The following is an 18,170-nucleotide window of genomic DNA, read 5'->3' as shown; positions in this document are numbered from 1 at the left end:
GCGCCGTCTATTGCCGATGGTTCGGATCGTCGCGTCGCCCGGCGGATGCGAATATCGACGGCACGCGCATTTGATTGCCTCAGCTGACAAGGTCCGCCTGCAGCGACTTGCGTGCGGCAAGGAAGCACATGGCAGCCGGAACAGCGACGAGAACGCAGAGCATGAGCGCCCATCGGATGCCCTCCGCTTCGCCGAGACCCTGTCCGACCAGCACATCGCTGACAATACCGATGATCAGCGGACCAAGTCCCAGACCGACCAGGCTGATCACGAACAGCAGCACCGCAGTCGCCGTTGCCCGCATCGAGGGCTGTACCAGTCCCTGGACGATCGCATAGGCCGGTCCGTAGTACATGGCGTTGAGCGTTCCGGGGACCAGCAGCAGCGCCAGCGCGAGCGGCAGCGAATCCACCATGAACGCGGCGATGTAGAAGGGGGTGCCGACGAGCATGCCGATCGCCGGGATCGTCATATGCGCGCGAATGTCGCGGCGGGCGAAATGATCGGCAAACTTGCCGCCCAGGACCGACCCTGCCACGCCTGACAGCCCCAGGATGAGGCCCAAGGCAATTCCCAGGAACCCGACCGGCTTAAGACCGTAGGTGTTCGCGGCGTCGGCCAGCGCGGCGGCATGATTGCGAAAGAAGAACGAGCCCAGGAATGCGTGCACGCTATACTGGATGAACGCCTTCATCGTGACGGCGGAGACGATCAGCCGATAGGTCGGTTTGCTGGCGAGAACCTTCAGCGTCGCCGCGAAACTCTCCTTGTCCGGCTGGGGTGACGAGATGGATGTCATACGCTGCTTAAGACGCGGTTCGAGCAGGGTAAATGCGACTAGAAGCGCAACGAGGAGACCGGGCGCACCGGCAACGACGAACGCCGTACGCCATCCCCAATGGCTGGCAACGAGGCCTCCCACCACCATGCCGAGCAGCGCGCCGGCCGGCGCGCCCGCCATATAGACCGCGACCGCGGACGAGCGCCGCTCGCGCGGGACATAATCGGCGATCAGTGAAAGGGCTGGCGGCGTGCAACCCGCCTCGCCGGTGCCGACCCCGAAACGCGCCAAGGCGAGATGTGTGAAGCTACGCGCGAAACCGCAAAGGATCGTAAACGCACTCCAGATGCTGATGGCTGTGGCGATGATATATGGCCGGTGCCCGCGCTCGGACAGGCGCGCGACGGGAATGCCGACCAGCGTGTAGAAAAGCGCGAAGGCGAGCCCGCTCACGGCGCCGACCTGCCAGTCGGCGAGTCCGAGATCGCGCTTTATGGGCTCGGCGAGGATCGACAATACCTGCCGGTCCAGGAAGCTGAGCATGTAGACAACCATCAACAGCCCGATCGCATAGCGGGAATGGGCCGGGCTGGGCAGCCCTGGATCGGCAGGAATGGACTCGTCGATGGCGCGGTCCGACATCGCGGCCTTCCTCAATCTCGATATATGCGAACGGAGGACCTGTCGCCTAGCCAGCGCGCAATCAACAGTCCCTTCGCAGGGTCTTGAGCAAGGGGCCGATCAACGACACCAGCATAGCCATGAAGGTTCTGGTGATCGGCGCAACCGGCTATGTCGGATCGCATATCGTCCGTCGCTTGGTGCAGGACGGGCATGACGTATCGGGAACGGCGCGCGCGCCTTCCAAAGCGGGGAGCATCGAAGAATTGGGGGCTCGGCCGATTCTCGCCGACCTCGATCGCCCGGAGACGCTGGACGAAGCGCTGACCGATGCCGACGCTATCGTCTATGCAGCTCAGCTGCTGCTCGAGCCCGAGCATCAGGCCATGTCCGCGCTGACGGCGTGCCTCGCGGGCAGCGGCAAGTCGTTGCTCTTCACATCGGGCACCGGGGTGCTCAGCCAGAAAACGGACGGCGACTGGAGCGAGGACAGTTTCGCCGAGGACGACCAATTCGTGCCGTCCAAATGGCTCGGACGACGCGTCGAGACCGAGCGGCTGGTGCGGGAAGCCGCCGGCCGTGATGTGAGAGCGATGGTCGTGCGCCCGCCAATGATCTGGGGCAATGGCGGCTGCGGCCTGATCGAGGCATTCTACGACTCGGCGCACAAGACCGGCGATGTCTGCTATCTCGGGCGCGGCCTGAACCTGTATTCCAACGTGCATGTCGAGGATCTGGCCGGGGTCTACGCTCTGGCGCTCGATCGCGGCGTGAGCGGGGCGCTCTATCACGCCGTTGCCGGCGAGGTCCCGCATCGCGTGCTGGCGGAGCGTGTGGCCCGGGAGCTTGGTTGCGGGGTTCGTAGCGTCGGTTTCGAGGAAGCGGAGGCGATCTGGGGCAAATTCCTGGCTCTCATCATCATGAGCACGTGCAGCCGATCGCGCGCACCGCGAACGCGCCGCGAGCTCGGCTGGGCGCCCTGCCATCTCGATATGCTGTCGGACGTGCCGCATCCCGCCTATCGCGCCGGGTGAAGCGGCGGTCCGCCCAAATCTGGAGGAGATCGACATGCGAGCCGCGGTGGTGGATGCGCTCAATACCAAGCCCTATTTTACCGATGTTCCGGAACCGGTCGAGACCGACGGAGCCTTGCGGATCAAGGTTCAGTGGGCGGGGCTTCAGCCAACCGACGTGCTGCGCGTTCGGGGGATCTACAAGAATCCTGTATTTCCCTACATTATCGGCGGGGAGGGAATAGGTTTGCTCGATGATGGTCGGCGGGTCTATTTCGGCCATTCAATCCCGCAGCAGGGCGCGATGTCCGAAATCACGGTCGTGCCGGAGGCGGAGATCTGGCCGATCCCCGACGATGCCGATCCGCAACAGGTGATCGCCTTGGCGCTCGCGGGGCTCGGTGCGCTGATTCCGCTGGAAGAAGCGAAGATCCGGCCGGGTGAGCGGGTGCTGATCCTCGGCGCGACAGGACCGGTCGGGCAGATCGGTGCGTTGGTTGCGCGGCAACTTGGCGCGGGCGCGGTGGTCGGGGCAGCGCGCTCGTTGCCCGCGCTCGAACGGATGAAGGATCATGGAGTTCTCGATGCCGTCGTGCAGCTTGGACAGGGGGATGACGATTCCGCGCTGGCGGCGGAAAAGGGCGAGCGCGGATACGACGTGGTACTAGATCCCCTGTTCGGCGCGCCCGCCGAGGCGGCGATGCGCTCAGTCGCCGAGGGCGGACGGCTGATGAGCATCGGCACACGCGCAGGACGGACGATGACCCTCACGCTCACCGAGTTGCGCCGCCGCCATCATCACGGCGTCGATACCGGCGAACTGATCCGGCCTGCGGCGGAGCGGCAGGCGGCGTTCGAGCGGCTGCTTGCCTACGCCAAGACCGGCAATTGGACCATCGACACCCTAACCTACGACTTGGAGGACGTTGGAGCCGCATGGGAGGCGCAGTGCGGCAGCCCGCATGCCAAGATCGTCATCAAGGTTTGCGATGAACATCTCGACTGAGCAAAGGGCGCGATTGGCCGCCTGGCTCCGTGAACAACCCCTGTTCGGCTTCCAAAGCGAGATTCTATCGCTCGATCCGCTCATGGGTGGCCAGTCGAGCGAATTGCTCAAGCTCATAGCCCGGACGTCGGCGGACGCGGCGGAGACCGCGTATGTCATCCGTTTCGAGCAACGCGGCAAGCAGCTCTTCCTCAAGCCGGATATCGTTCGCGAATATCGCGTGATCGATGCCGTGGCGAAGCACAGCGATGTGCCGGTCGCGCCAATGATGGGCGTCGAGCCGAGTGGTGCAGTGCTAGGCGCGCCGTTTCTGCTCATGCGGCATGTCGAGGGACGCTCACCGCTGGGCCGGCCATCGATGCACATGCGCGGCCTGCTGACCGAGCTTACTCCCGACCAGCGACGAACCCTGGCCTTCAACGGACTCGACGCTGTGGTCGGAATACATGCGGTCGACTGGCGCCGGTCGCATGGCTTCCTGACGGGGAGCGAGATGCAGGATGTAGGGATCGACAGACACCTCCGACAGCTGGCGAGTTGGTACGGTTGGGCGGCGCGCGGGCGGCCATTCCCGCTTACGGATCAAGCGCTCGACTATCTGTTGCAGGCGCGAGGGTCGCTGCGCGACGATGGCGACGTGCTGCTATGGGGCGATGCCCGGCCCGGTAACATCCTGTTTGCCGCAGACCAATCGATCGCAGCTGTGCTGGACTGGGAAGGGGCATTCATAGGCCCGCCGGCGTTGGATGTTGGGTATTGGATTATGATGGACAGCTTTCACGCCGAGATGATCGGCGTCGAACGCTCCGCCGGCTGGCCCGATGAGAGGGACGTGGTCGAACATTATTGCCGGAAAAGCGGCCGGGAATTGCACGACCTCGACTATTATATGGTGCTTGGCGCCTTCTTCATCGCCACGACCTTGATACGTGCGACGGACATCGGCGTTGAGAGCGGGCGTCTGCCGCCGACCACGCGAATGGCGCATGCAAATACCGCGACACAGATCATTGCCGAGCGGCTCGGACTGGCCGTGCCGCCGCTGTCGCCGGATTTCGTTGCGCACCGCGGCCTGCCGACGGGGTTCAGCGGACGGTCTGGTCCTCCGCCGTTCGGTAGTGGCTGACTTCGACCAGGTTGCCATCGGGATCGCGAAAATAGACCGAATCCATCGGGCCGACCGCGCCGGTGCGCGCAACGGGGCCCTTTTCGATCGCGACGCCGTGCCGCTCGAGATGAACCACAACCGCTTCGATCGGTTCGAGCGCAATCAGGCAGAAATCGGCTGCGCCGGCAGTCGGGTGCCTTGCCTTGGGATCGAAGGTGCGGTCGGCCTGGTGCAAATTGATCTTCTGGCGGCCGAAGTGGAGCGAGATCGGCTTGCCGGCAGGCGAATGCCGTTCGAAGCCGAGCACGTGCTGATAGAAATCGCACGTGCTCTCGATCGAAGCGACCGTGAGGACGATGTGATCGATCCTGTCGATCTTCATTGCGGTGCTGCAGCCGACACGCGAAACGCGGCGAAGCCCCGGCCGTCGATCTGCTGCCATTCGAATATTGCAGGTGCTCCCACCGAAATTGGCTCTTCGCCGAGCAGGGGCGCAAACAGGCGCGGGCCTTCCGCCAGCTCGACGATGCCGCCGCAAAAGGGCAACTGATCGGCAAAGGCGGGATGGTGGGCGATATGCACGCGCGTGAAGCTGTAGATGATGCCGATGCCGCTCGCGGGTTCGGACGAGAAATCGATGCTTCCGCATACATCGCACACCGATATCGCGAGATGGGCCGTTCCGCATTGTCGGCACACCAGCAGATCGAGCCGCCCTTCGTCCAGCGAATGGAAGAAGTGAGCCGATGCGGGGTCGGCCCCAGGAACGGGCGTTGATGTCATAGCCATTGCCCCGCCGAGCCGAAAATCATTCCGGCATGATAGTCGAGCCTGCCGCCTTCGTTGGTCACAAGGATGGTCCGCGCGCGCGCGCACTGGCGATCGCCCGCGGCACGACGCGCCTGAAACACGGCTTCGGCCACGGGTGTCATGCCTTGGAGATAGTAGCCCGAAAGATGCCCCCCGCCCGTGTTGATCGGCATGGCCGTTCCGCCGGGCGCCGCTGCTCCTTGTGCATAGGCATTGCAAGCGTGACCCGGCGGATAGAAGCCATAGCTCTCCAGCGCGAGCAGCGGCATGATACTGAAGGCATCGTAGAACTCGCAGATATCGATGTCTGCGGGCGTCAGCCCGGTCCTTTCGAACATTGTCTTGGCGGCGAGCGCGCCACCATGGGTCAGCGCCCGGTCGAAGCCTTGCCGGTCGGGAGCGCCGGGATGCCCTTCGGCATAAGCGAGAATCCGCACGGCAGGCTGGGCGCCGTCAGCGGCACGGGCCCCCGTGGTCACGACCACTGCAATCGCGCCATTGACCGGGGCCGCGCAATCGAAGAGTCGCAATGGGTCGGCGATATAGCGGGCCGAGAAATAATCACTGCGGCTCAACGGCTTGCGATAGGAGGCGTGGGGGTTCAGGCTCGCCCAGGCGCGCGTCGTTATCGCCACATCGGCGAGCACATCCTCGCTCAAGCCGTGGAGCGCCAGATAGCGCTGCGCGCTGAGCGCATGGACCGCGGCGCCGCCGAACAAGCCGGCAGTGTAGCGAAGCCCCTCCATTCCCATGCCGGTTTTCTGCCGGCCGAATGCGGTGCTTATCCGGGTACCCGGTGTCACGGGTGCGTCGGCGAAGACGCAGGCGACGTTGGTTGCCATCCCCGCGGAAACCGCCAGCGCTGCCGTCTGGATCGCGGCAAGCGCGCTTGCGCCTTCGCACAGGACGATGCGGTTGAGCTTGAGTTCGCGCAGGCCGAGCGCGCGCTGCAGATCGAGTCCGAGCACCGCGTCGCTCGCGCCGCCGGAGCGGCAAAGGATCAGGCCATCGATGCCGGAAATTCCGATGCCCGCATCGTCGGCCGCCGCGATCACCGCGAGGCGCGCAAGCTCGGCTGCCGAACGGGACTCCGTTCGCGTCAAGCCTGTCAGGCCCAGGCCGACGATTGCCGCGTCGAGCTGGGGTTTCACGCGGCTAAACGAGGAATGCGAGATTGCCGATGGCTTCCTCGCAATTGACCAGGGTTACGACCTTGCGCTTGATCTTGAAGCTGCCGTTCGATCGCTGGAGCAGATGCGCGGTTCGCCCCGCCCAGATCGTCATTAGCGCGCGGCGCGATTCGACCAGCATGAAATTGGATTCGACGGCGACACCGCCGTCGCTCGCACCGATCTCGATGTTGGAGATCAAACGCCGCAGCCGAGACTGCGGCGCCTGCGAATGTCTCACACCCGTGTTGAGCTGACGGATCCGGCTCGCAAGACGCGAGCGGTTGTCATAAATGTACGATACCTCGCGCGTCGGGTCCGCCCCTTCGCGCGTCGGAACCCAATAGAGAATGTCTTCGGCTGCCCAAAGCGCTTCCCAGTCGTCGTAGCGGTGCTCATCCTGCAGCCGGGCTTCGTGATAGAGGAACTGTTCGACCGCCTTTGGATCGACATCGACCGCCGGAGCGGTATCAAGGAGGGTACCGGTCAATGCACGATCTCCTGCGATGCAGCCATAACCTCCCGATAATGGCTCCAAAAGCCGCGCTGGCTCGTTTCATCCATCAATCCCGCCAGCTTCACGCCATTGGGCAGGACTTCCTCCTTGCCCAAGCCCCGCGACAGGATGATCCATTCGGGCTCCAGGTTGGCGACGCCCATTTGAGTGAGTTCGCCAATCTCGGCATCGTCGGCGATCAAGAACCCGGCGGGACCCATCGCTCCTTCGCAGCGACGCAATGTTCGCGCGTTGAGGTCGTCGGCACCTTCCAGGAACACAGGGGTTGTATATTGAATCGACGCATCGGGACCGATCGGCTCGATCACCATGATGTTCATCTCCGCGAGGGATATATTCGGGAACAGCATTGAATGCGGCGGCCCTTCGATCAGGCGGCGACGCGCGTCCTCAGGTCCATAGGCGTCGTTCATCGCCTTGACATAAACCGGCAGGCGCTCGGGCTCGATTCCGCCGGTCCAACGGAACAAGCGATCTCCCGCGGCACGATAGTCGCTGGCGTGATCGATATCGGTATGGCCCATGCCGAAATCGCGGACGCGCGTGGGCGAGGTGGGCTTGCGGTCACGGACCGTCGCAAAGGTACGATTGGCCGCGATCAGCGAACCGTGCACCATCGGCGCGTGATAGCCGTCGACCTGATTCTCGACGATCATCTTCCAGTTCGACCGCATCTTGTGCTTCATCCAGCCGGCGGTCAGCTGAATCCGCCCGGTGGGCGAGAGACCGAGCAGCGCATCGATGAGTTCGGTCGCGTGACCAAGATGTTCGCGCAGCGTCAGCTGGTTGGGAACCAGGTTCACGAATATGAATCCGCCATAGCTGTCCATTCGCGCGACGGGCGTCAGTCCCGCGTCGGCCTTGCTGAAATCAGGCGGATAAGCGCCCTCGTCGGGCAGGCCGATCAAACGGCCGTCCAGCGCGAAAGTCCATGCATGATAGGGGCAGGTGATGCGCGGGCGATTTCCCGAGGGAGTCTGGCAAAGCGTCGCGCCGCGATGCGGACAGCGATTGTAGAAGACACTCACCTCGCCGTCCTTACCGCGCAGTGCGATGAGCGACTGCGTGCCGACACGGCGAACGACGAAGTCGCCCCGATTTGGAATCTCACTATCGTGGGCGACGAAGCTCCAGCCGCGGTGGAAGATTGTTTCCATCTCCTGCGCGAAGATGGCCGGATCGGTGTAGAGCGAGCCATGAAGCCGCCCGTCCTGGACAAGATGACGGTAATCGATCCTGGCTGGGATAACGGGTGCTGTGGCCATCACGCGGTCTCCTTCTCGATCGCCCAGGGCAATTTGCCCGGCTCCGCAAACATCGCCTGAATCGCGCGTTTGTCGACTTTGTCGGTATTGCCGCGCGGTAGCGAGGGAAGGATGGCGATGTGCTTGGGCACCTCGAACTTCGACACATTCTCGCGGCAGTGGCGATCGAGTGCCTCCGGGGTCACGTCCGCCTCCCCGGAGACGGTCACGGCCGCAACCACGGCCTCGCCCCATTGCGGATGCGGCATGCCGAAGACCGCGACCTCGCCCACGCCCTTGAACTCCGCCAGCGCGTTTTCGACGGCGTTCGGATAGACGTTGAAGCCACCCGTCACGATCATATTGTGCTGACGGTCACCGAGGAACACATAGCCGCGCTCATCCATCCGACCGAAATCGCCGGTCTTGAGCCATTTTCCAAACACCGTCTTCGCGTTGAGCTCGGGCAGGTTGAGATAGCCCTGCATGACCGTGTCGCCGCCAATCCACACCAGACCGAGTTCGCCGCGGGGGACTTCGTTGCCGTCTTCATCGCGGATCTGGATGTCGGCATGCGGCATCGCCTTGCCGACCGAGCGAAGCAGGGCGATGTCGCCATCGAGCGCCTGACGATGCCCGACATCGTCCAGCAGCGCAACCGAGCCGGTCGACTCCGATACGCCATAGCGGTTGAGGAACTGACAGTTCAGGGTCGAGTAGGCTTCACGGATCAATGCGGGCGTCGCGGGCATGGTGCCGTAGCAGACCTGGCGCAAGGAGGAGATGTCCCAGTGCCCGGCCTTCACGTCATCGACGATGCGCCGCAGCATCGTCGGCACGACCGTAACCGTCGTGATGCGATGCTCCTCTATGAGGTCGAGGAAGCGTTCGGCCTGGAAGTTTTCGAGCACCGTGGTCATGCCGGTGATGATGTTCATGCACATCGTGTTGATGTTGATGCCGGCGGGATTCGTCACATAGATGCGGCGATCCTGCTTGGTGTAACCATTCACCATGTTGTTGAACACCAGCGAGGTCAGCAGGTTGCGGTGGCTGAGCAGCACGCCTTTGGGATTGCCGGTGGTGCCGGAGGTATAGCCGATCGCGCCGACCGCATCTTCCTCGAGCGGGGGCAGGTCCGGCGCACCCGTGGTTCCGGCGATCAACTTCTCGTAATCGACCGGCAGGTCATGGGCGCCGCCGAAACCGATCAGGATACGTCCTTCGGCGGCCAGTTCTTCAAAATGCTCCGACAGGCTGCCGACGCATTGGGCCTCGATGAAAATCGCGCGCGCATCGCAGTCGCGGATGACGTGCATCATCTCCCGCGACGAATAGCGCCAATTCAGTCCCGCGCGAACGGAGCCGGTTTTCATGCAGGCGAACCAATGTTCGGCGACCTCGATGCGATTATGCGACAGGATCGCGGTACTCACGCCCTTGCCGATGCCGAGGCCTTGCAACGCGCGGGCGAGCCGGTTCGACCGGCGATGCATCTCGGCCCAATTGCTGCGGCGAGCGGCATCGACGTAAGCGATGTCTTCGGGAAACTTCTCGGCACAGCGTCGCACGAAGTCTCGGAGAAACATTACGGCCCTCTTTCGTTTCAATACATGTGATTTGTCGATATCCGAGTAGGGGCCTCGCGCGCAATTCTGCTAGCGTGCAGATGCTTTGCAAGTCATTGGCTTTTCCAATGGGCTTGTCCCCGAAAGGGGTAAGGGGCTGGCTATTTCGCAAGACGCGGATCGAGCGATGGGATTTCGCTATCGCTTCGAATAGCTTTATCCGCTGGCGCGCGTTTCTACTGGGGGAGATGAAGGCCCGATGAGCAATATCTTCAAAAGGGCGCTCCGCGAGCAACGCCCGCAGATCGGCTTATGGCAGGGCCTCGGCAGTTCCTACACGGCAGAGATCTGCGCGAGCGCCGGCTTTGATTGGCTGCTTTTCGATGGCGAGCACAGCCCCACGGACATTCCTGTGCTGTTGACGCAACTCCAGGCGGTCAGCGGTACGAAGGCGCATGCCATCGGCCGCCCTCCGGTCGGTGCGCCGTGGCTGATCAAGCAGTACCTTGATCTGGGCTTCCAGACGCTGCTGGTCCCGATGGTCAATAGTGCCGACGAGGCGGCGGAGCTTGTGCGCGCCTGTCGCTACCCGCCGGCGGGTGTCAGAGGTGTCGCGACGAGCCGCGCCTCGCGCTGGGGGCGGGATCGCAGCTATCTCGCCACCGCGGATGACGAGATCTGTCTTCTGGTGCAGGTCGAAACGCGCGAGGCGATCGACGCGGTCGCCGCGATCGCCTCGGTCGAAGGGGTGGATGGTGTATTCATCGGCCCAAGTGATCTGTCCGCTTCGCTGGGCCATCGCGGCCAGCCGGCTCATGCCGAGGTGGCGGGACGGATCGAGGATGCGATCTCGGCGATCCTCACGGCGGGGAAGGCGCCGGGTATTCTGAGTGCGGATGTCGCGACGGCGCAGCGCTATCTTGAACTTGGTTGCGTGTTCGTTGCAGTCGGCACCGACATGGGCTTGATGGTACGTGCGACCGACGCGCTGGCAGCGGAGTTCGGACGAGGGGCGGGCGCACCGCCCCAGCCGGCCGGGACTTATTGAGGCTGCTCGGCGTGTAACGCTTCGCGAAAGCGTTTCAGCGCGAGCGTCAGCGATAGTGTGGCGACGCCGGCGGCGGCGCCAATCACGACGGCAAGCGCCTTGCCGATCGCTAGTCCGGCCGGATCGAGGGCGGTCGAGATCGCCGCCACCAGCGTGGGGCCGAGGCCAAACCCGATCAGCGTGATGATCATAATGAACAGGCCGGAGACCCTTCCTCGCAACTCGCTCGGTGTGATCATCTGAAGCGCTGCGGCGGCGACGCCGAGAAAGGTCATCGCGAAGAAATAGTACGGGATCATCGCCATCCCGAACACCGGCAGACGTTCCGACAGCAATGCCAGAATGCCGCAAGCGGCGGCGAATGGCAGCGTGAGCGGAAAGAGGCGAAGATTTGCGGAGAAGTCGCCACATTCGTGGCGCCGGTCGACCCACCAGCCGGTCGCCAGCTGGCCAGGCAGCCCTGCGAAGAGCACCAGCAGCGACATCACCACGCCGATGTCGAGGGGCGAGGCTCCGAAGCTGCGTCCGAGAATGGTGGGAGTCCAAGCGAAGGTCGAGTTGACGATCATGCTCATCGCGCCGAAGCCAACGCACAGCAGGGCGAGCAACCGCCAGTTGGCCTGCAGAAACGGCGCGAGGCCGGCTGGCGTGCCGTCATCTGTGATCGGCTTGCCGACGCGCGCCGGTTCGCGCAGCAGCAGAACGAGGAGCGCGAGCAGAGGGCCTGGCACGCCGGTCACGAAGAAGACCAATCGCCAGCTATGCAGATTGCCTAATAGCGGCAGTGTGATGCTGGCATGCGTGGTGCTCCAGCTGATGACGAAGCCGCCGGCGAGAAGTGCGATCGCACCGCCGACGAGACCGCCCATGATGAACACCGACATGGCAAGCGACAGTCTGTGGCGGGGAAAGGAGTCTGCGATCATCGAATAGGCGGCGGGTCCAAGCGCCGCCTCTCCCACGCCGACCAGCATGCGCGCGATGAACAACTCGGTAAAGTTCGACGCAAGACCGCAGGCCGCTGAGGCCAAGCCCCACAGCGCGACGCTGACCCCGATCAATGCGCGTCGCGAGACGTGATCGGCTACCCAGCCCATGGCAACCCCGACCGTGGTGTAGAAAAGCGCAAAGGACAGACCGAGCAGCAGGCTCGCCTCGACATCGCTGATACCGAGATCCCGGCGGATGGGATCGACCAGCATCGTCATGATCTGGCGATCGACCATCGCGAACACCGAATAGACGAACAAGACCGCGACACTGGTCCATGCGGCCTTCGCCGAAGGAAGGGTATTGGTCATGCGATCAAATGCGATCGGGCAGGTTCAGCGTGCATCAGGTGACGCTGCCTGCGGCGGCGTCGCGTCGGTCGAAGGCGGCGTTAACGGGCGCCAGTGCGGCGCGTAATGAGAGCCATGCCAGCGGGATCGTCAGGCAGGTGGTCACCGCCAGCGAGTAGCCCAGCTTCGCCTCGTCGCGAAACAGATAGTCGGTCAGCAATGCCGTGAAGGTCGGACCGGCGCCGAGCCCGAGCAAGGTGAAGAAGCCGAGGAACAGTCCGGTGATCTGCCCGCGAAGCTCCGGCGGCACGAGCAACTGAAGCGTGGCGCCCATGAACACCACGAATTGCAGCGCGACCACTTGCATGATCGCATACACCACCAGGAACACCCATGGATCTCTGATGAAAAATGCGACGGCTCCCAAAGGTGTTGTCGCTGCGAGCAGCCAGGTGAAGAAGCGCAGGTGGGCGTCGCGGATGCCGCGGCCATAGAGCCAGTCGACGATCATCCCTTTGACGATCATCGAACCGGCGCCCAGCAGGCTGATCACGCTGAGCGCAGGCCCATATTGCGCGGGGTGCCAGTCGAACTGCCGACTCATATAAGTCGGCGTCCACGATGTCAGACTATACATGGTGATGGCGATCGATGCGAAGCCGATCGCCATTGGCAGCAACGCCTGCCGTTCCGCGCGCATGAATTGCAGCAAGGGCGCTCTGTCGGCTTTTTCCTTGATCGTAGCGTCACGCACGGGCTCGTGGAAGGTGTAGACGAGCAGTGCCAGGGCTGCGCCCGGAAGGCCGGTCAGCCCCAGCGCAATCTGCCAGGGCTCCATCGTCCCAATGACCGGCCAGTTCTGGTGCTGCAACGTTGTCGCGAAGGCGATGCTGATGCCGCCCACGGCGAATGCCACAGACGCCCCGAGCTTGGCGCCCATCTGATAGATCGCCATGGCGGTGGTGAGCCGCCGGTGTGGAAAGCGATCGGTGATGAGCGAGTAGGCGGCCGGGGTGAGTGCGGCTTCGCCCGCGCCCACGCCTGCGCGAAAGCCGAGAAGTCCGATGAAATTGCCGGCGAGCCCGCTGAGCCCGGCCGAGAGCGACCACAATGTCACTCCGCCATAGATCACATGGCGCCGAGACAGGCGGTCGGCGGCCAGGCCGAAAATATAGCCGAAAATGCAGTAGGCGACGCCGAATCCAGGGCCGATGACGATGCCCATATCGACGTCGGAAAGGCCAAGCGTCTGCTTGATCGGATCGACCAGCATCGAGATGACGATACGATCGACGAAAGACAACGTGTAAAGGGTGAGAAGCACCGCCAGCATCCACCACGCGCCGATCTGAACTCGATTATCTTGTTTGCGCATGCGGGAAGGGGCCGGTTCAGCCACGTGTCGATTTCAGTGCGGCGGCGCGCTGTTTGAGCGCGTGCTTGTCCACTTTCATCATTGGCGTGAGTGGCAGGGCGTCGAGCAGCACCAGTTGGTCGGGAGCCTTGTAATCGGCAAGCTCGGCCAGAACCTTGGCCCGCACATCGGTGAGGGTGGGCGGGTGCTGCGGATCGACCGGAACGACGAAAGCGATGCCGACTTCTCCGATCGCTGGTGCCGCTGTACCCACCACTGCTACGGCGGCCACGCTTGGCAGCTCGCCGATCACACGTTCCACCTCGATCGGATACACATTGTAGCCGCCGCGGATGTACATCTCGTTGGATCGGCCGGCGAGGATCACATTGCCATTGTCGTCGAAACGGCCATAGTCACTGGTGATCAGCCAGCCATCGGGCGTGAGCGCTTCGGCGGTACGCTCCGGATCTTGCCAATAGCCGATAGTGACCGCCGGCGAGCGCACCGCGATCCGTCCGACCTCGCCATGCGGTACTTCGTTACGATCGTCGTCGAGCATCTTGAGTTCGACGCCGTCTTGCGCGCGTCCGACGGTACGATACTGTACTTCGGCGCTGTCGCCGACCCGCGTGCCGGTCATCGACGGACATTCAGTCATCGAATAGCGCACGATCAGCGGGGCATCCAATGCGTGCGAGACCTGCTCGATCAGTTCGGGCGAGGCCGGCGCGGTGGCGGTGATGCCGACCTGAACGTGCGAGAGATCGGCGGCAGCCAGTCCGGGATGCGCGAGCAGCTTGATCCATTGTGTCGGGACCGCGCCGGCGATGCTGATCCGCTCTTCGACCAGCAACCGCAGCATCGCGTCGGCGGTCCATGGAGTGGAGGAAATGACCAGTGTCATGCCGAACGCCACCTGCTCCCAGCCCTTGGACATGAAACCGGCATGAGCGAACGGGACCGAACTCAGCTTGCGCGCGAACGGTCCGGCGACCGGGCCTGCCGTGCGTACGGCGTTGCGCAGATTGTCGTGCGTGAAGCACGCGCCCTTCGGCAGTCCAGTCGTGCCGCTGGTCCAGATGATCACCGCGAGATCGTGAGGATCGCCGACATGGGGCGTGGCCTTGACCGGCCTACGCCGCAAGGCGGCGAGTTCGGACCGACGGACGACCTGTGGGCTCGCGGCCGGTACCGCCGCGCCGTCTTCGAGTATGATGAGCGCCGCCTCGGAGCGCTCGACAATGCTGTCGATCTCGCGTCGGCCAAGTCGCGTGTTGACGCCACTTGCGATTGCACCGAGCAACTGGGCGGCGGCGAAACAGACCGCGAAGTCGATCGAGCTCTCGATGCCGATGAGGATGATGTCGCCCGGCTTTGCGCCGCGATCAGCGAAGACGGCAGCAACCCGGAGCGACTGGTCGAGCCACTCGTCATAGTTGAGCCGCTCGCCGCCATGCACGAACGCCTCTTGATCAGGAAAGGTTCCGGCGGCTGCCGAAAGCAGATCGCTGAACGTCGGAAGGTCCGCGCTCAATATTGCGGGGCCGCCGACCTGCGTCGTTGCGGGTGCTGGGGCAAATTGCTGACTGGAAAGGGGTGTCACATCTGTTCTTTCGTCACCGGGGCGCCTTCGTGGCTGCATCGGATGCAAAGAGGTCCGGCTTGCCCGCTCGCCACATTTCCTTCATTCGTTCCTCGATTGCCAGTGCGTCGCCGAGCGAGGCCCCTTCGCCGTCGATCATCGCGCGGATCTGCGCCTCGACGGAAGCGCGCGGATTGGCGGCCATCTGACCCGCGATCTCGACCGCGCGCGCCGTCACGTCGCCGTCGACAACTTCGTTGACGAGCCCCCATTCATACGCGGTCGTCGCGTCGATGAACTCACCGGTCGACATGATCTGGCTGGCACGGCGCCGGCCGATGGCGCGCGGCAGCAGGGCGCTCATTCCCCAGCCCGCGATCAGGCCGACCTTGGCATGGGTGTCGGCGAACCGCGCCCTGCGCGATGCAAGGATGAAGCTGCAGGACAGAGCGACTTCCAGCGCACCGGTTGCGCACGGGCCATCGACCGCGGCGATCACCGGCTTGGGAAATGCGCGGAGCGCCTCGGCCGGGTTGTGGCGGATGCGGGGTGCTCCCGCTCGAAGTTCCTTGATATCGGCGCCGGCAGAGAAGGCGCCGTGCGCCCCGGTGACGACAACGGTCCTGATCGAATCATCGTTGGCTGCATCGGCGAGATGGGCCACGATCGCTGCCTTCATGGCATTGGTAAGCGCGTTGCGCGCCGCCGGCCGATTAAAGATGATCAGCCGAGTCGTGTTGATGTCAGAGACGACCAACTCGTCGGCCTGATCGGCCGCGAGCTGGTCGGTCAACGTCAGAACTGGGCGTTCGTCCGACACTAGAAGGTGAACGACACTGAACCGCCATAACTGCGGGGCCGTTCAAAGCCCACTACATCGGCAGTCGTTGTCGACGTCATCTGGGAGTAGACAATCTCATTGGTGAGGTTGCGTCCCCATATGCTCAGGCGAATTCCGGGTTCACCGGCTGGCGAAAACGATATCTCGCCGTTGACCAGCGTGTAGGCGGGCTGGGTCAGCCGGTTCTGGAAGTCCCAGAAATATTTCGCGGAATGGAAAACATTACCAGCGAAGCCGATATCTCCAGCCTCCGTCTCGGCGGTATAGTCGAAGCTGACGCCGAAGGTCGTGCGAGGCGCGCGGATCATGTTCTTGCCGGATGCATCGTAAGGCACCGTGACGTCGTTACCGCCAAGCCCATCCGTTCGCGGCGTGTAGATCTGCGCGCCGGGAAATGCATCGTAGCGCGCTTTCAGATAGGTGGCATAGCCGCGGACGTTCAAATTGCGCCCGAATTTCATCGTTGCTTCGATCTCTGCACCATCCACCTTTGCAGTTGCCGCGTTCAGCAACACCACGAGGTTGGTTGCGGGATCGCGGGCGGACTGCTGAATGTCCGTATAGTCGTAGTGGAATATCGCGCCGTTCATACGGAGCCAGTCGGCGATGTCGGATTTGAAGCCAATCTCATAGGCGTCAAGTTGTTCGGGACGGACAGGCGCGGCAGCCGAAAGCGAGGTGGCGAAGCCATTGTATACCCCGCTTTTGAAGCCACGGCTGTAGCTGGCATACATGTTGACGCGATCAGTGAACTTATACTGTGCCGAGGCACGAAAGGTGATCTTGTCGAACGATGCTTCCTGGAGCGGAACCAGGAAGGTGCCAGCCCGATCGGCCTCATAGTTGCGCTTCTCGTCCGTATAACGAACGCCGCCGATGAAGGAGAGGCGATCGCCCAGACGGATCGTGCCTTCGCCGAATACAGCGTAGGAATCGACTTCCTGCTGGGTATGCGTCGCGGTCGCCGTGGCATCATTGGCGCCAAAGATAATGAGCGGGTTGAACTCCCCCTTGCCCGAGAACAGAAAGCCGCCGACGATCCACGAAAAGGCACCGCTGCCATTCGACAGCAGACGCACCTCATTGGACCAGTATTCCGAAGCCTGATTGGCCTCGACGCGCTGGATCGCCTTTGGCGTTGCGTCGCTGTCCGTCAACGACTGGGCGGTGCTGGTGATATAGGCCGATGTCGTCGCCAGGGTCACGCCACCGAGATTCCACTCGGTTTGGAACGCAACCTGATCGGTACTCGCTTTCGAACCGCTTTCGTTGGTCAGCGCGCTTTCCCAGGGGTTGCTGGCGATGATCGTCATCGGCGGGGTGTTGCGTGCGCTGGTGTTGCCGTTCAGGGGCTGCACGGACACGGACGAGCTATCGGCATAGCGCGTATGGCTGCCCGAAAGGATGGCCTTGAAATCGGGGCTTGGTTGGAACATCAGCTTCCCGCGGATCACGTCGGACGACCGGTCGCCGGTATGTCCGCCGCGGACTAGATCCTTGACGAATCCCGTGTCGCGGTAGACGCTGCCTGAAATATCGATCGCGAGAGTGTCAGTCAGGCCGGTGGTGAAATAACCTTGGACGGATTTCTCACCATAGTTGCCGCCACGAAGCACGAAACGGCCCTCCGGTGTGAAGCTGGGGTCGGGCGTGATCACGTTGATGAGGCCGCCTGTCGAGTTGCGGCCGAACAAGGTGCCTTGCGGACCGCGAAGCACTTCAACGCGCTTGATGGCGATCAGATCGAAACCAAGCGACGACATCACAGGCTGATAGATTCCATCGATGTAGAGCGAGACGTTCGATTCATCCCCGATATTGGCATTGCGCGTTCCGACGCCACGAATATAAGGCTGAAAGCTTGAGTTGACGCGCGAGAAAACGACGCCCGGAACAGTCTGGGTGAGTTGACGCGTGTCGGTGACGCCTGCCTTCAACAGGCTGTCACCAGTGACCGCCGTGATCGAGATCGGAACGTCCTGGAGTCTTTCCTCGCGTCGTTGCGCAGTAACGATGATGTCTTCAACAGCCGTCTCACCTCCGACCTCGGCCGACGGACCTGCATCCTGGGCATAGGCGCTTTCGGACACAATCAAAGCGGCGGAAATCGCAATGCCGCTGACGAGGCTTCGAATGGACATAATTCCCCTCCCACTATCTATCTTGCGGCTTCCTGCCGCGATGCTCTATCTTGAATCCGGATGCTCAATGGAGAATCTGGCACG

General features: G+C 63.0%; 16 protein-coding genes. 4 read left to right on the top strand and 12 right to left on the bottom strand.

Going from position 1 to position 18,170, the window contains the following annotated elements; all coding sequences use genetic code 11:
• Window positions 1–79 precede the first annotated feature (79 nt).
• The gene (locus LH20_RS19105) at window positions 80–1,423 is read right to left on the bottom strand and encodes a spinster family MFS transporter (protein ID WP_053555599.1); all 1,344 of its coding nucleotides are present in this window, start codon (window positions 1,421–1,423) and stop codon (window positions 80–82) included.
• An 83-nt stretch (window positions 1,424–1,506) separates the two neighbouring features.
• On the opposite strand from LH20_RS19105, the gene LH20_RS19100 reads away from it, so the two are divergent.
• From LH20_RS19100 to LH20_RS19090, 3 genes are read left to right on the top strand one after another with little or no spacing between them, the layout of a single operon-like run.
• Complete coding sequence (locus tag LH20_RS19100) at window positions 1,507–2,436, top strand: NAD-dependent epimerase/dehydratase family protein (protein WP_200905398.1); 930 nt, start codon at window positions 1,507–1,509, stop codon at window positions 2,434–2,436.
• 34 nt (window positions 2,437–2,470) lie between these two features.
• Window positions 2,471–3,421, top strand: a complete 951-nt coding sequence (locus tag LH20_RS19095; protein WP_053555597.1) for a quinone oxidoreductase family protein — start codon at window positions 2,471–2,473, stop codon at window positions 3,419–3,421.
• 13 nt (window positions 3,422–3,434) lie between these two features.
• Window positions 3,435–4,547 (top strand): phosphotransferase family protein, encoded by a 1,113-nt coding sequence (locus LH20_RS19090; RefSeq protein ID WP_158501172.1) that lies wholly within the window; start codon window positions 3,435–3,437, stop codon window positions 4,545–4,547.
• Here LH20_RS19090 and LH20_RS19085 read toward each other — a convergent pair.
• Genes LH20_RS19085 through LH20_RS19060 form a run of 6 tightly spaced genes read right to left on the bottom strand, consistent with a single transcriptional unit; the run spans window position 4,507 to window position 9,858 of the window.
• On the bottom strand, window positions 4,507–4,911 hold the full coding sequence (locus tag LH20_RS19085; protein WP_053555595.1) for a VOC family protein: 405 nt from the start codon (window positions 4,909–4,911) through the stop codon (window positions 4,507–4,509). The two genes, LH20_RS19090 and LH20_RS19085, sit on opposite strands and share 41 nt — an antisense overlap.
• Window positions 4,908–5,312 carry a Zn-ribbon domain-containing OB-fold protein gene (locus LH20_RS19080; RefSeq protein WP_053555594.1) on the bottom strand — a complete coding sequence of 135 codons (405 nt, stop codon included), beginning with the start codon at window positions 5,310–5,312 and terminating at the stop codon, window positions 4,908–4,910. The genes LH20_RS19085 and LH20_RS19080 overlap by 4 nt, the downstream gene beginning before the upstream one ends.
• A complete protein-coding gene (locus LH20_RS19075; protein WP_053555593.1) occupies window positions 5,309–6,490 on the bottom strand; it encodes a thiolase family protein in 1,182 nt (393 codons plus the stop codon). The genes LH20_RS19080 and LH20_RS19075 overlap by 4 nt, the downstream gene beginning before the upstream one ends.
• Before the next feature lie 4 nt (window positions 6,491–6,494).
• Window positions 6,495–6,998 carry an aromatic-ring-hydroxylating dioxygenase subunit beta gene (locus LH20_RS19070; RefSeq protein ID WP_053555592.1) on the bottom strand — a complete coding sequence of 168 codons (504 nt, stop codon included), beginning with the start codon at window positions 6,996–6,998 and terminating at the stop codon, window positions 6,495–6,497.
• Window positions 6,995–8,290 carry an aromatic ring-hydroxylating oxygenase subunit alpha gene (locus tag LH20_RS19065; protein WP_053555591.1) on the bottom strand — a complete coding sequence of 432 codons (1,296 nt, stop codon included), beginning with the start codon at window positions 8,288–8,290 and terminating at the stop codon, window positions 6,995–6,997. The genes LH20_RS19070 and LH20_RS19065 overlap by 4 nt, the downstream gene beginning before the upstream one ends.
• The gene (locus LH20_RS19060) at window positions 8,290–9,858 is read right to left on the bottom strand and encodes a class I adenylate-forming enzyme family protein (protein WP_053555590.1); all 1,569 of its coding nucleotides are present in this window, start codon (window positions 9,856–9,858) and stop codon (window positions 8,290–8,292) included. Before LH20_RS19060 ends, LH20_RS19065 begins: the two co-directional genes overlap by 1 nt.
• A 238-nt stretch (window positions 9,859–10,096) precedes the next feature.
• Here LH20_RS19060 and LH20_RS19055 point away from each other — a divergent pair, with 238 nt between their 5' ends.
• On the top strand, window positions 10,097–10,885 hold the full coding sequence (locus tag LH20_RS19055) for an aldolase/citrate lyase family protein (RefSeq protein WP_053555589.1): 789 nt from the start codon (window positions 10,097–10,099) through the stop codon (window positions 10,883–10,885).
• Here LH20_RS19055 and LH20_RS19050 read toward each other — a convergent pair.
• From LH20_RS19050 to LH20_RS19030, 5 genes are read right to left on the bottom strand one after another with little or no spacing between them, the layout of a single operon-like run.
• A complete protein-coding gene (locus tag LH20_RS19050) occupies window positions 10,879–12,186 on the bottom strand; it encodes an MFS transporter (protein WP_053555588.1) in 1,308 nt (435 codons plus the stop codon). The two genes, LH20_RS19055 and LH20_RS19050, sit on opposite strands and share 7 nt — an antisense overlap.
• Before the next feature lie 34 nt (window positions 12,187–12,220).
• Window positions 12,221–13,540, bottom strand: coding sequence for an MFS transporter (locus tag LH20_RS19045; protein WP_053555587.1), 1,320 nt, complete (start codon window positions 13,538–13,540; stop codon window positions 12,221–12,223).
• Between the two features lie 16 nt (window positions 13,541–13,556).
• Window positions 13,557–15,125: a class I adenylate-forming enzyme family protein gene (locus tag LH20_RS19040; RefSeq protein ID WP_200905397.1), complete on the bottom strand. Its 1,569-nt coding sequence runs from the start codon at window positions 15,123–15,125 to the stop codon at window positions 13,557–13,559.
• 13 nt (window positions 15,126–15,138) lie between these two features.
• Window positions 15,139–15,924, bottom strand: coding sequence for an enoyl-CoA hydratase-related protein (locus LH20_RS19035; protein ID WP_053555586.1), 786 nt, complete (start codon window positions 15,922–15,924; stop codon window positions 15,139–15,141).
• Complete coding sequence (locus tag LH20_RS19030) at window positions 15,924–18,086, bottom strand: TonB-dependent receptor (protein WP_053555585.1); 2,163 nt, start codon at window positions 18,084–18,086, stop codon at window positions 15,924–15,926. The genes LH20_RS19035 and LH20_RS19030 overlap by 1 nt, the downstream gene beginning before the upstream one ends.
• Between the last annotated feature and the right edge of the window lie 84 nt (window positions 18,087–18,170).

The sequence above is a fragment of the Sphingopyxis sp. 113P3 genome (assembly GCF_001278035.1).
Lineage (GTDB): Bacteria > Pseudomonadota > Alphaproteobacteria > Sphingomonadales > Sphingomonadaceae > Sphingopyxis.
The sequence above is the reverse complement of the archived record's forward strand: the minus strand, read 5'-3'. Positions and strand labels throughout refer to the sequence as shown.